This is a genomic window from Knoellia remsis (assembly GCF_003002895.1).
In the GTDB taxonomy this organism is placed as follows: domain Bacteria; phylum Actinomycetota; class Actinomycetes; order Actinomycetales; family Dermatophilaceae; genus Knoellia; species Knoellia remsis.
In genome coordinates this window covers 21,590-33,929 of sequence record NZ_PVTI01000032.1, presented here as the reverse complement: position 1 = coordinate 33,929, position 12,340 = coordinate 21,590, and the positions used below count along the sequence as shown (strand labels likewise).

Genomic DNA, 12,340 nt, shown 5'->3' with positions numbered 1-12,340 from the left:
TCGTCCCGATCTCACCCAAGTGGACGGTTAGGGACGGGACCGCCGGTATGCCGTCCGCTCACCTTCTCGTCCCGATCTCACCCAATTGGACGGTTAGGACGGGTGAGGGTGGCGATCTCGTTGGCGAAGTCCGGGAAGGTCTCGGTGAGCGTCGCCCGCTCCCCGAGGGTGAAGTGCTTCGGCCGGAACGCCGGCGTGCACCAGCACGACAGCAGCGTCCACTCGCCCATCGTCGCCGCGCCCTGCCACACCCCGCGGCGCACGAGCAGGTTGCGACGCTTGTCGTCGAGCAGGCCGAGGCTGCCGCGGTGGTTGCCCTTGCTCGACTCGCGCAGCCGCAACAGTGCGGCCGGAGCGCCGTCGAGCCAGGTCCACCCCTCGTCGACCTCGAGCCGGTGCATCGCCGAGAACCCGTCGGCCGCCGACGTGAGCAGGACGAGGATCGAGGACAACTCCTGGGTGCGCGGCCCTTCGACGAAGAACGCCCCCTCCTCGGGGATCGGTCGCATACCGAGGCCGGCGATGAGGTCGTCCGCGCTGCGCATGGAGGTCACAATCTCACGCAACCTTGAAAGCCGCATGAGGAGTCCGGCGCCCGCGGTGAACGGAACCGGCAACCAGTCCGACTCATTGCTGTTTCCGTTCGGTGCTGGGTGAACGGAATCGGCAATCAGTGGGTCGGGGGCGAACGAAATCGGCAATCAGTCGTCGTCGGGTGCCGGGCGTCAGGCGAAGACGGAGCGGGTGTGCACGAGCTCGTCGAGCACCGACAGCACCTTGGGCCGCCCCGTCGCCAGCACCGCGTCGATCTCCTCGGTCGTGATCGGCTCACCCGGACGCACGCCCGCCGCCGGGTTCACGACGAGGCTGAGTGCGGCATACCGCAGCCCGGCCTCCACGGCGAGGGTCACCTCGGGGACGCCGGTCATCCCGGCGACGGTCCCACCGGCGAGCGCCGCGAGCCGGATCTCGGCCGGCGACTCGAACCGCGGCCCGTCGAAGCAGGCATACACCCCACCGTCGACGACCGGCACCCCCGCCGAGCTCGCCGCGTCGATCAGCTCACGTCGCAGCTCGGGGTCGTAGGCCTCCGTCATGTCCGTGTGCACCACGCCACCGGCGCCCTCGCCGTCGTGGAACGTCCCGATGCGCCCGTGGGTGAGGTCGAGGAAGTCGTCGACGCAGACGAGCTCGCCGGCCTCGAGGTCTGGGTCGATGCCGCCGACGACGTTGACGGCGACGACGTCGCGCACCCCGCTGTCGGCGAGCGCGCGCACGATCGCGAGGTAGTTGATGCGGTGCGGCGGCACCACGTGCCCGGCGCCGTGCCGCGGGACGAACGCGACCGGGAGCCCGTGCCAGGTGCCCGTGGTCACCGGCGTCGTTCCGTATGCCGTGTCGACGCCCTTCGTGGTCGCGTCACCGAGGGCGTCGAGGTCGGCGAAACCGGTTCCGGCGATGATTCCCAGCGGCTGGAGAGTCACGACTGTCACGCTACCGGCGCGCGCGGCTGGTGCGAGGATGCGACACATGAACGGCTCTCGACAGGTGGCGCTCGCGGCGACCGGACCGGCCTCGCTCGGCGCCGGGCAGCAGGTCGTCGCCGAGGGCGGGAACGCCGTCGACGCCGCCATCGCCGCCGCGATCACGACGATGAGCAGCGAGCCCGGGATCGTCAGCGCGGGCGGGGCGGCGTTCGTCGCGATCTGGCCGGTGTCGGGGGAGCCGGTCGTCGTCGACGGCAACGTCGTCATGCCGGGGCGCGGGCTGGGGCGCGAGGCGTTCGGTGGAGGCGTGCGTGAGGTCGTCACCGACTACGGCGGTGGGGTGACCCTGTATGCCGGTCACGGCTCGGTCGCGGTGCCCGGCGCCCTCGCGGCGTGCGAGGTCGCGATGCAGCGGTACGGGTCGCGGCCGTGGGCGTCGGTCGTCGAGCCGGCCGCGGCGGTGTGCCGGGACGGGTACCCAGTCGGCGGGGCGGCGGCGCGCTACCTCGGGTTCGTCGGGGACTCGCTCTTCGGGGTCGACGCCGGGGCGCGAGCGGTGACCCGGCACGAGGACGGAACCCCTTATGTCGCAGGCGATCTCGCGCGCAACCCGTTGCTCGCCGACGTGCTCGACCGGGTCGCCCGGGACGGCGCGGAGGTGCTCACGACCGGCGAGATCGGCCGCGCGCTCGTCGACGACATGCGCGCCCATGGTGGGCTGGTCACGGAAGCCGACCTCACGGCATACGAGGTCGTCGTCCGAGAACCGGTGCGGCGCACCCTGGGCGGCTGGGACGTCGCGGTCAACCCGCCGCCGTCGGTCGGAGGGCCGATGCTCGCGGTGATGCTCACCGAGCTCGAGCGCGCGTCCCGATCTCACCCAATTGGTGGGAAAGGGACGGGATACGCCGGTGACCGCGCAGCCGGTGACAGCCCGACGTGGGACGACATCCTGCGGATCCAGCGGGCGGTGCTGGGATACCGGCGCGACGTGCACGACCTGTCCCGCGACCTCGACCGTGACGGCTGGGCCGTCCTGGAGGCGGTCGACCGGCACGGCCTCGCCGGACTGCCGACGTCATCGTCGACGGCGCACGTCTCGGCGGTCGACTCCGACGGCCTGGCGTGTGCGGTGACGATGTCGGCCGGCTATGGCGCGGGCGTGACGATCCCCGGGACCGGGCTGCTGCTCAACAACGCCCTCGGTGAGCCCGAGCTCAACCGGCTCGGCCTGCACTCGCTGACCCCCGGCACGCGGCTCGCGTCGAACATGGCGCCGACGGTTGCGCGCTCGGGCGACGGCGGTGTCCTCGCGATCGGCTCACCCGGCGCAGATCGGATCACGACCGCGCTCATGCAGGTGCTGGCCCAGCTGTGCTGCCATGGGGTCGACCTCGACACGGCGATCGCGGCGCCGCGAGCGCACGTCCGGTTCGACGACGCGGGGGAGCCGGTGGTCGAGCACGAGGCCGACCCGGCGATCACCGCGGCCGTTGAGAAGCTCGGCTGGCGAGGGCACGACCATGGCGAGCTGTCAATGTACTTCGGCGGTGTCGGTGCTGCCCTGCGCGAGGGCGACGGCGCACCGACCGGGGGCGGCGCACCGACCCGGGACGGCGAGCACACGGCATACGGGCCGGGTGTGCTGCGCGCGGCGGGTGACCCGCGACGTGAGGCGGCGGTCGGTGTCTCCTCGGCCGGTGTCCCCTAGCCCGGTCAGCGGGTCGCGCCGGTGACCATCCACCGGTCGGTGCGCACCCGCGCCCACATGAGCATGGCCCGGATCCCCATGAAGACGGTGAACGCGAACCAGAGCCACATGACCGCGTTGGTCATGCCCTGACGGCTGCCGCCCTCGAGCAGCCAGTCGCCCATGAGCGCGACGCCGAGGATGACCGGGAGGTAGGCCACGAGGTTGGCGAGCATCGCGAACGCGAGCCAGCGCCCGTCGCCGGCGCCGATGAGGACGCCGTCGATGACGAAGACGTAGCCGGAGAGTGGCTGCGACAGCGCGACGATGACGAGGGCAGCGGCGATGCCGGCCTGGACATCCGGGTCGGGCGTGAAGAGCGGCGGGAGGACGGTGCGCAGCAGCAGCACGACGACGCCGAGAACGATGCCGCCGAGGACGCCCCAGCGGATCATCACCGTTGTGGCAGAACGGGTTCGGGCGAGGTCATCGGCGCCGAGAGCCTTGCCGGTGATGGCCTGCGCGGCGATCGCGATCGCGTCGAGGGCGAAGACGAGGAAGCTCCAGATCGTCGCCAACACCTGGTATGCCGCGAGCGGCACGTCACCGAGTCTGGCCGCCACCCACGTGGTCACGAGGAGGACTGCACGCAGCGCGAGGGTGCGCACCAGGAGGGGTATGCCGGTGCGCGCGGCACCGAGAATCCGTCCCGGATGTGCTCGGAGGGTGACGTCGTGGACGCGCGCCTGGCGCATGAGGACCGCGACGAGCGCGGCCGCCATCCCGGTCTGGGCGATGACGGTGCCGAGCGCGGATCCGCCGATACCCCAGCCGAACCCGTAGACGAAGAGGAGGTTGAGGGCGATGTTGCTCGTGAACCCGAGAGCGCTCGCGGCCAGTGGGGTCTTGGTGTCCTGGAGGCCGCGCAGGACGCCGGTGGTCGCGAGGACGACGAGCATCGCCGGGATGGAGATCGCCGAGATGCGCAGGTAGGTGACGGCGTGGCCGAGCGCCTCGGGTGAGGCGCCGAAGAGCCGGCACAACGGTTCGGCGAGGACGGCGACGAGGACCGCGGTGACGGCGCCGAGCCCGACGGCGAGCCACACCCCGTCGACACCCGCGGCGATCGCACCGCCCTTGTTGCCGGCGCCGAGCTGGCGGGCGACGACGCTCGTCGTGCCGTAGGCGAGGAAGACGAAGATGTTCGCCGCGGTGAGGAGCATCGCGCTCGCGACGCCGAGGCCGGCGAGCTGGGGGGTGCCGAGGTGGCCGACGATGGCGGAGTCGGCGAGCAGAAAGAGTGGTTCGGCGACGAGGGCGAGGAACGCGGGCAGGGCAAGGCGGAGCACCTCACGGTGCTGGCTCGGGGTCTCTGCGGGTTCTGTGGCTCCCTGCGGTGGCTCGTCGCGCACGAGGTGACGCTAGCGGCCGCGGAGGCGGGCGGCATACGGTGCAGGTATGTGTCGGAACATTCGTCAGCTGCACAACTTCGAGCCGCCGGCGACGACGTCGGAGGTCGAGGCCGCCGCGCTGCAGTACGTGCGCAAGGTGAGCGGGTCGACCAAGCCGTCGCAGGCGAACCAGGCGGCGTTCGACGAGGCGGTGCGCGAGGTGGCCGCGGCGACGCAGCGGCTGCTCGATGCGCTCGTGACGTCGGCGCCGCCGAAGGACCGCGAGGTCGAGGCCGCGAAGGCGCGGGCCCGTTCCGCCGAGAGGTATGGCCGCGCCGCCGGCTGAGCCCGTTCGCTGCGCTGGTGGTTGCGGGTCTGGTCAGCCGTTGTTGTAGAGGCGGGCCTTGGCCGTGCGGACCTGGAGGGTGGTGACGGGTTCGTTCTCGAGCTCGGCGACGGTGTCGAGGTCCTGCCATGGGCCGCCGTTGACGCGGAACGCGCCGGTCATGGCGGCGTCGACCTTGACGGGGACGCTTGCGGCGGCCTTGGTGTAAGTGTGCCGGATCTTCCCGTCGGGGTAGGGGCCGCCGAGGTCCTTGGTCACCTTGGAGAACTCGCCGTCACCGAAGTCGTAGCGATAGGTCGCGGGGTCGATCCTGAACTCGATCGACCAGGACAGCAGCTGGACCTTTTTGCTGATGTCGCCGGGTTTGAGACCGGACCCGGGCCACGTGGCTTCGTAGTACGTGGGGAGGTTGACGAGGGTGACGTTGCCGACGGGCTGGATGGCGACGGTCGGCTTGGCGAAGGGGAGTGCGGCGAAGGCGGCGTTGATCTGCCCGACGGTGGGCACTGGTGGCGGTGCAGGAGCGCCCTCGGGGGCCTGGCTCGGGTTGCAGTTGTTGCCGACGAGAGTCCAGGGCCCGGTGCTCCCGATCGGGCGGGACCAGTAGCGCTGCATGTAGCGGTCACTGGGCGGGTTCTCGTACGAACAGCCTCGCTGGGCGAAGTCACAGTTGCCGTCGCCGTACCCGGTGCCCTCGTCCGGGCCGGACGGGGTCGGATCACACGCAGTGGAGACCTTGAACTCGTGCGTCGGCTTCGCCGGGGCGCCGGTGGTCGTCCCCGGGTTCGAGGCTTGGCCTGCGTTGCCGCGTGGGTTCTGCTCCTGTCCCTGCTGCCAAGCTCCTGCCGAGGCTCCGTTCTTGGACCAGTCAGTGTTGAAGCCCGTCGTGGGGGGTGGAGGCTCAGAGGGGGAGGGGGTTGGGTCAGCCGCCGCCCAAGATGGAAGACAGAGTGACAACGCCACAGCGACTACGACCCGATGAGCAAGTTTGCGATGCGCCATGTCCCCTCCTTCCAGATGAGTGATGCCTCGACCTTGAACTTGTCCACTGGCGTACGTCCGACGACTTTGCCGGTCGCGTCAACGCTGTCGACGGCCTTTTGGCTCACGTACGCGGTTGCGCGGACCTCGTCGCCCCCTTGGCTCGGATTGATGCCGACATCGTCGACGGTGATGGATGGGGCGACTTGACGATGGCCTGCCGCGCGGTTCTTCTCGATGGCCTTGATCGTGACTTCACAGCCCTTGCAACCCGGCTCACCCAGGGCTTGGAAGACGGAGCTGTCCACGTTCACGTAGGCGCGGTCGGCTTCCTCCACGACCCACTTGGCGAAGGCCTTGGCGCCCTCGTCGGTGTTCTGGGTGGCCGCGCGCGGAACGGTGAACGTGCCGGTCGGAGACGGCGTTGGGCTGGCCGAGGCCGAGCCGGTGGCCGAGCCGGTCGGGCTGCTGGTCATCGACGTCGGTGACGTCGACGTGGTCGGAGTGTCCTTGCTGCCGTTGCACCCGGCGACGGCGAGGGCAACGCCGGCCCCAAGGACGGCATACCGGAATCGTGACGTCATCGAACGCTTCCCCCTTCGTGGTTCCCCGAGGGTAGTGCGGGCGAGAGGAGGTCGCCACCGGAGCGGAGTGCGTGAGCCATGGCGGACAGTCTGGCGCAGATCGCGGATCCGGCGCCGACGTTCTCCACAGGGCCTTCGGCGCTCGTCACATGGGCCAGCGGTGACATGGCTCATGTGGACGAGACACGCCCGAAACTTTCTTCGGTGCACATGCAGGGGATGGCGTTTGTGCAGGTCAGCGGGCTATGACGGCGCTGGTCGTACGGGTGTCCACAGGGTTGTCCACGGACTGTGCACAACGAGGCCGGGCGTGTTCCACCGTCTGTCCACACGTTGTCAACAGGGCTGGCGAGGACGTGGCTCGGAGGATTGGCGGGGCGCGGTGAGGTCGTCCTAGGTTGGGCCGATCCGCTCTCACGCAGCCACTGTCAGAGGTGACTGGTGGACTGCGGGAGCCACGGCATACAGGACGGTTTCGGGAAGGGTGGGCGCGTGTCGATCGCGGAGCTGAGCAACGGCTACACGGGGGCGAGCGATGCTCCCGACGACCGGCTCCCGCCCCAGGACCTCGGCGCCGAGCGGTCCGTCCTCGGCTCGATGCTCATCAACAAGGACGCGATCGCCGACTGCCTCGAGGTCGTGCGGTCGGTGGACTTCTACCGGCCGGCGCACGAGCTGATCTATGACGCGATCCTCGACCTCTACGGGCGCGGTGAGCCGGCCGATGCGATCACCGTCGCCGACGAGCTGTCCAAGCGCGGAGACCTCACCCGCGTCGGGGGGCAGGCGGCGCTGCACGAGCTCGTCCAGGCGGTGCCGACGGCGGCGAACGCGGGCTACTACGCGGAGATCGTCCACGAGCGGGCGGTGCTGCGCCGGCTCGTCGAGGCGGGCACCCGGATCGTGCAGATGGGCTACGCGCAGGGTGAGGGCGATGTCGACGACATCGTCAACCGGGCGCAGGGCGAGGTGTATGCCGTCGCGGAGAAGCGCGGTGGCGAGGACTACCACCAGCTCGGCGAGATCCTCAACGCGACGATGGAGGAGATCGAGGCCGCGGCCGGCCGCACCGACGAGATGATCGGGGTGCCGACGGGGTTCACCGACCTCGACAACCTGACGCACGGGCTGCACCCCGGCCAGATGATCGTCGTCGCGGCGAGACCTGCCGTGGGCAAGGCGCTCGCGCTCGACACCCCGCTGCCGACGCCGACGGGATGGACGACGATGGGCGAGGTCGCCGTGGGCGACGAGCTCATCGACGCGAGCGGTCGTCCGACGCGGGTCGTGGCGGCGACCGAGGTGTTGACGGGGCGGCCCTGTTACGAGGTCGAGTTCTCCGACGGCTCGGTGATCGTCGCCGACGCTCAGCACCAGTGGGCGATCGAGGCGGGCGAGGTCGTCACCACGCAACGCATCGTGGACCTTGGTCTTCGGCCGAAGATCGCCCACGACACGAGGTATGTGCAGGACGTGCGCCGTATGCCGTCCGTGCCGGTTCGCTGTGTCGAGGTCGACAACGCCGACCACCTCTACCTCGCGGGACCGACGCGGATCCCGACGCACAACTCGACCCTGGGCATCGACATCGCCCGGGCGGCGTCGATCAAGCACAACATGGCGACCGCGGTGTTCTCGCTCGAGATGAGCCGGACCGAGATCACGATGCGCATCCTCTCCGCGGAGGCGACGATCCAGCTGCAGGACCTGCGCAAGGGCCTCAAGGGTCAGGAGCAGTGGAACAAGCTCGCGCGGATCATGGGCAAGATCTCCGATGCCCCTCTGTTCATTGATGATTCGCCGAACATGTCGCTCATGGAGATCCGGGCGAAGTGCCGCCGGCTCAAGCAGCAGCACAACCTCAAGATGGTCATCATCGACTACCTCCAGCTCATGTCCTCGGGCAAGAAGGTCGAGTCGCGTCAGCAGGAGGTCGCGGAGTTCTCGCGTGCCCTGAAGCTGTTGGCCAAGGAGCTCGAGGTTCCGGTCATCGCGATCTCGCAGCTGAACCGTGGTCCCGAGCAGCGCACCGACAAGCGCCCCCAGATGTCAGACCTTCGCGAGTCCGGTTGCCTCCCGGCGGAGACGCGGATTCTGCGTGCCGACACGGGCGCCGAGACGACCATCGGTGAGATCGCCAGGTCGGGGGAGAAGGACCTCACGGTGTGGGCCCTGGATGACGGTCTCCGCTACACCAAGCGGACCATGGCCCACGCCTTCTCGACGGGGGTCAAGCCGGTCTTTCGGCTGGTGACGTCGTCGGGCAAGGATGTGCGCGCGACAGGCAACCACCCGTTCCTCACGCCGTCGGGGTGGCGGTCGCTCGAGGAGCTCAGGGCCGGTGACCGGATTGCGGTGCCCCGACACGTTCCCTCGCCGGCCATGATCGCGCCGGGGTGGACCGATTCGGACGTGTATGCCGCCGCGCTCGCCTTCCCGAGCCGGGACGCCTCCCAGCGGGTGCCGGACGAGATCTTCTGCCTCCCGAAGGAGCAGATCGCGCAGTACCTCAATCTGGTCTGGGAGTTCTCAGGTCAGGTCGATGAGGACGGCGGCCACGGACGGGTTCTCGCGTGGCACGACTCGCGAGAGGCGCTGGAGGGTGTCGCGCGGTTGCTCTTGCGGTTCGGCATCCAGACGCGACACGAGCGCCCTGAGTGCGGTGACGACCACATCCTCCTCGTCGACGGGGTCGACTCGACCCGGCGGTTCCTTCAGGAGATCGGCGCGCCGGACAAGCATGCGGAAGCCGGTGCTCATGTCCTCGCGGCGATCCAGGAGGAGATGCGGGAGTCGCAGGCCCTAGCCGCCGAGATTGATGCAGGACTCTGGGGGGAGCTCAAGTCGACACTGAGTGATCACGGCGACTCGGGGGATCGCGGCGAGGTGGCGCTGCTGGATCGAGTCAGGGCTTCCCTCGATGGTGGCGAGCTCGATCTCGCTGCGACGAATGATGTCGCATGGGATGAGGTGCTTGTCGTTCGCGCGGACGGGGTCGAAGAAGTCTTCGACGCGACGGTTCTCGACTGCCACAACTTCATCGCGAACGGCATCGCCGTCCACAACTCCATCGAGCAGGACGCTGACGTCGTGATCCTGCTGCACCGCGACCGGTCCGACCCGGAGCGAGACGGGGAGGCCGACGTGATCGTGGCCAAGCACCGCAACGGTCCGACGGCCGACATCGTGCTCGCCTTCCAGGGCCACTACAGCCGGTTCAGCAACATGGCCCGGGACGGCGGGTTCTAGTGTCGAGATGCAGGGAAGACTTCACAAACGTCGAAGCTATGAATCATAAACTGAGAGTTATGGGTCTCTGCGAGATCCATCCGAGACGTTATGGAGCCACGTGGTAGTCGTTCAAGAGCTGACCGATGCGCTGGAGTCTGCCCTGGGTGTGCGCTCGCTCGTCCCCCTGATTCAGGGGGGCCAGAAGTTCGTCTTCACTGCGGTGATGAGTGGGCAAGAGGTAGTGGTCAAGGTTGTATCTGTTCCAGCTGGCCCTCAGGGTGACATCACGAGGACTCGCGCCCACCGCGAGGTCGAACTGCTCGCTGCGGTCGATTCCCCTCACGTCGTCAAAGTCCTTACCGATGCCGTCGAACTGACAACTCCGCTGGAAGCGGTCGCGTGGGTGGAGGAGCGACTCGACGGGCAAGACCTTGGAGCCATACTGCGGCCGGCGTGGAGCGACTCTGACGTTCGATCTCTGGTCAGCGACCTCGCCGAAGGCCTGGCCGCTTGCCATGATCTTGGTGTCGTCCATCGCGACTTGTCGCCTGGAAACGTTCGGCGCACCAACTTGGGTCGCTTCGTCCTGATGGACCCTGGCTTGGCGCGGCACCTTGAGAAGACCGCTCTGACTGGGAACTACCAGCCTGGCACGGATGGGTTCCGGTCTCCGGAGCACGTTCCCGGTGGAGAGTGTGTTCCGGCGAGTGACATCTTCGCGCTGGGGATTCTTGCCTTCTATGCACTCACGGGCGAACTCCCGGTCGACGCTGGCGCGCCCGATTACCAAGTGAAGCTCACCAGCGTTCAGGCCCCCAGCGTTCGTACCAAGCGACTGGATGTCTCACAACCCTTGGCGAGGGTCGTGGATCGCTGCCTCCAGCTGCAACCGGCCCGACGCTACCTTGACGGTCCCGAACTCCTCTCCGACCTTGAGGGGTGGACTGACTGATGGCGGGAGTTCTCATTCACGATGGACGGCGCATCGGGCACAGGAAGTGGACTGTTGACGCCATTTCCGGCGGCTTGGCCGACGGCGCCGTTTTGAGTCCATTTGCAACGCCGCGGGTCGCTGAGCCGCGGTATCCAAGCGGGGCCGAAATGGCATCCGCTGTACGAAGTGCCGGAGGAGAGGTCATATTCGACGCGATGACCCATGCTCTCCTCCTGCCTGGAGTCAACAAGCTTGACTTCTACGACGGATGGGAGTTGTGGGGAGCCGGTGGTCCCGATCTGCGGAGCGCGGCATCGAGACTGGACCACGTTGAACGCGTCTTTCAGCGTCAAGACAGATTGGGGGCGCCGTTTCTGGCGCCGACCCTTCAACTTTCATCCCCGGTAGACGGCGACTCCATGAGAGTTCTAGAGATAGCGAGGACCGCGCGCGGTCTGGAGTCAGGGGCGTGGCAGTCTCTCGTCGGCACGAGGTCCTTCTGGAGTTCGGGTACCAGACTGGACGCTTTTGTGGGCACGCTTGCTGCCCTTCGCTCGCCGGTTTGGGTGGTAACTCTCGCCAACGAGGTCGTCTTTGACCACAAGCCGGACATGGTGGATGTAGCTGCCTGGGCGGGCTTCGCGCGGACAGTTCACTCTCTCTCCGAGAGGTCCCGAGTAATCGTCGCGCACGCAGATCTGTCCGGCTTGCCGGCCGTGGCCGCAGGCGCCGACACAGTCGGTAGTGGATGGGACCGCGGCCAGAGAACGTTTGATCCGAACTCGTATCGCACGGATTCAGATCCGGGAATTCGGATCCCGGCTTCGTACGTCACTCAGGGCGGGCTGCTAGCCGTGATGAGGAGGGATGTTGCGGAGGCGATCGATCGATGGGACTCGCGAGCGGCGTACAGGCTTCGCGGTGGACCAATGCCGCCCAGCGACACTGCGCAGCGAATGCACCACCTAGGACAGCTGCGTGCCGCTGTAGCCGCCGTCTCTGGGCAAGCCACCCGTCGTGCCAGAGTGCAGGAACTTCGACAGCGGTACCGGGCGGCCGAGAACGACTTCGATGTTCTCACGGGCGCTCTGGGTCGAACTGTGCCTCCGGCTGAGAAGTCGAACTGGGCATCGCAGCCTCTGACGGTGCTGGAGGCCTACGCCTCCGGAGAAGGCCTGTGAGGCGCAAAGTCCTGGAACCATGACTCCGAAGCAGCCAGGCGAAGTGCCTGATTGGGCCTTCCTATACGGGGGCGCACCTTCCAAGTGTCTTCGACGGCCAGGCCGACCCCGAGCGAACGGCACTGATCAGTCACGCGCGTGAGGATTTTGGGCGGCTCAAGCAGCACGATCGATGCGCTGTCGGCCCACGCGAGGTATCGCAAGGCCTGCGTAAGGCCTTTGCCCCAGTCTGCGACCTTCGCTTCGAAGGCATAGGTGTGGCCAAGGGGTTCGAGCGCCGGGTGACGCCGGTAGGTCCCTTCGCTTTCCAGTACAGCCCCTCTGCCCCTCAGTGAGCGCAGCCTGTCCAGCGCAAGGGCCAGACTGACGCCACATGTATCAGCGATCCACAGGGGTGTACGCGCGACCTTCGAGGGCAGAACGGCGAGCACAGCTGCGTCGGACTTGTTGGTTACAGGCGGAACTGTTGCGTTCTCCCTGGCCCTGAGCTGGTGTTGGTAACGGGTCGTGGCCAA

10 protein-coding genes are annotated in these 12,340 nt (G+C 68.1%); 5 read left to right on the top strand and 5 right to left on the bottom strand.

What is annotated here, in order from left to right; genetic code table 11:
- Positions 1–77: 77 nt before the first annotated feature.
- Positions 78–545, bottom strand: a complete 468-nt coding sequence (locus BCF74_RS15240) for a cupin domain-containing protein (protein ID WP_106298811.1) — start codon at positions 543–545, stop codon at positions 78–80.
- A 180-nt stretch (positions 546–725) separates the two neighbouring features.
- The gene (locus BCF74_RS15235; protein WP_245889398.1) at positions 726–1,484 is read right to left on the bottom strand and encodes an S-methyl-5'-thioinosine phosphorylase; all 759 of its coding nucleotides are present in this window, start codon (positions 1,482–1,484) and stop codon (positions 726–728) included.
- A gap of 46 nt (positions 1,485–1,530) precedes the next feature.
- On the opposite strand from BCF74_RS15235, the gene BCF74_RS15230 reads away from it, so the two are divergent.
- Positions 1,531–3,198: a gamma-glutamyltransferase gene (locus BCF74_RS15230; protein ID WP_170070271.1), complete on the top strand. Its 1,668-nt coding sequence runs from the start codon at positions 1,531–1,533 to the stop codon at positions 3,196–3,198.
- A 5-nt stretch (positions 3,199–3,203) separates the two neighbouring features.
- Here the strand turns inward: BCF74_RS15230 and BCF74_RS15225 are convergent, their stop codons facing one another.
- Positions 3,204–4,589, bottom strand: coding sequence for an MATE family efflux transporter (locus tag BCF74_RS15225; RefSeq protein WP_245889397.1), 1,386 nt, complete (start codon positions 4,587–4,589; stop codon positions 3,204–3,206).
- A gap of 46 nt (positions 4,590–4,635) precedes the next feature.
- Between BCF74_RS15225 and BCF74_RS15220 the strand changes: the two genes are divergently transcribed.
- Positions 4,636–4,914, top strand: a complete 279-nt coding sequence (locus tag BCF74_RS15220; protein ID WP_106298807.1) for a DUF2277 domain-containing protein — start codon at positions 4,636–4,638, stop codon at positions 4,912–4,914.
- A gap of 33 nt (positions 4,915–4,947) precedes the next feature.
- Here BCF74_RS15220 and BCF74_RS15215 read toward each other — a convergent pair whose 3' ends face one another.
- Entirely contained in the window at positions 4,948–5,529 is a 582-nt protein-coding gene (locus BCF74_RS15215; protein WP_106298806.1) for a hypothetical protein, read from the bottom strand.
- Between the two features lie 353 nt (positions 5,530–5,882).
- Positions 5,883–6,371, bottom strand: a complete 489-nt coding sequence (locus tag BCF74_RS15210; RefSeq protein WP_146132999.1) for a DUF6318 family protein — start codon at positions 6,369–6,371, stop codon at positions 5,883–5,885.
- A 600-nt stretch (positions 6,372–6,971) separates the two neighbouring features.
- On the opposite strand from BCF74_RS15210, the gene dnaB reads away from it, so the two are divergent.
- From dnaB to BCF74_RS17155, 3 genes are all read left to right on the top strand, one after another.
- Positions 6,972–9,728 carry a replicative DNA helicase gene (gene dnaB, locus BCF74_RS15205; protein WP_106298804.1) on the top strand — a complete coding sequence of 919 codons (2,757 nt, stop codon included), beginning with the start codon at positions 6,972–6,974 and terminating at the stop codon, positions 9,726–9,728.
- A 100-nt stretch (positions 9,729–9,828) separates the two neighbouring features.
- A complete protein-coding gene (locus BCF74_RS15200) occupies positions 9,829–10,662 on the top strand; it encodes a serine/threonine-protein kinase (RefSeq protein ID WP_106298803.1) in 834 nt (277 codons plus the stop codon).
- A complete protein-coding gene (locus BCF74_RS17155) occupies positions 10,662–11,825 on the top strand; it encodes a hypothetical protein (RefSeq protein ID WP_146132998.1) in 1,164 nt (387 codons plus the stop codon). Before BCF74_RS15200 ends, BCF74_RS17155 begins: the two co-directional genes overlap by 1 nt.
- Positions 11,826–12,340 lie beyond the last annotated feature (515 nt).

Coding starts and splice junctions, on each gene's coding strand:
- BCF74_RS15240 (WP_106298811.1), bottom strand. CDS start 545: ATGCGCAGCGCGGACGACCTCATCGCCGGCCTCGGTATGCGACCGATC.
- BCF74_RS15230 (WP_170070271.1), top strand. CDS start 1,531: ATGAACGGCTCTCGACAGGTGGCGCTCGCGGCGACCGGACCGGCCTCG.
- BCF74_RS15220 (WP_106298807.1), top strand. CDS start 4,636: ATGTGTCGGAACATTCGTCAGCTGCACAACTTCGAGCCGCCGGCGACG.
- BCF74_RS15215 (WP_106298806.1), bottom strand. CDS start 5,529: ATGCAGCGCTACTGGTCCCGCCCGATCGGGAGCACCGGGCCCTGGACT.
- BCF74_RS15210 (WP_146132999.1), bottom strand. CDS start 6,371: ATGACCAGCAGCCCGACCGGCTCGGCCACCGGCTCGGCCTCGGCCAGC.
- BCF74_RS17155 (WP_146132998.1), top strand. CDS start 10,662: ATGGCGGGAGTTCTCATTCACGATGGACGGCGCATCGGGCACAGGAAG.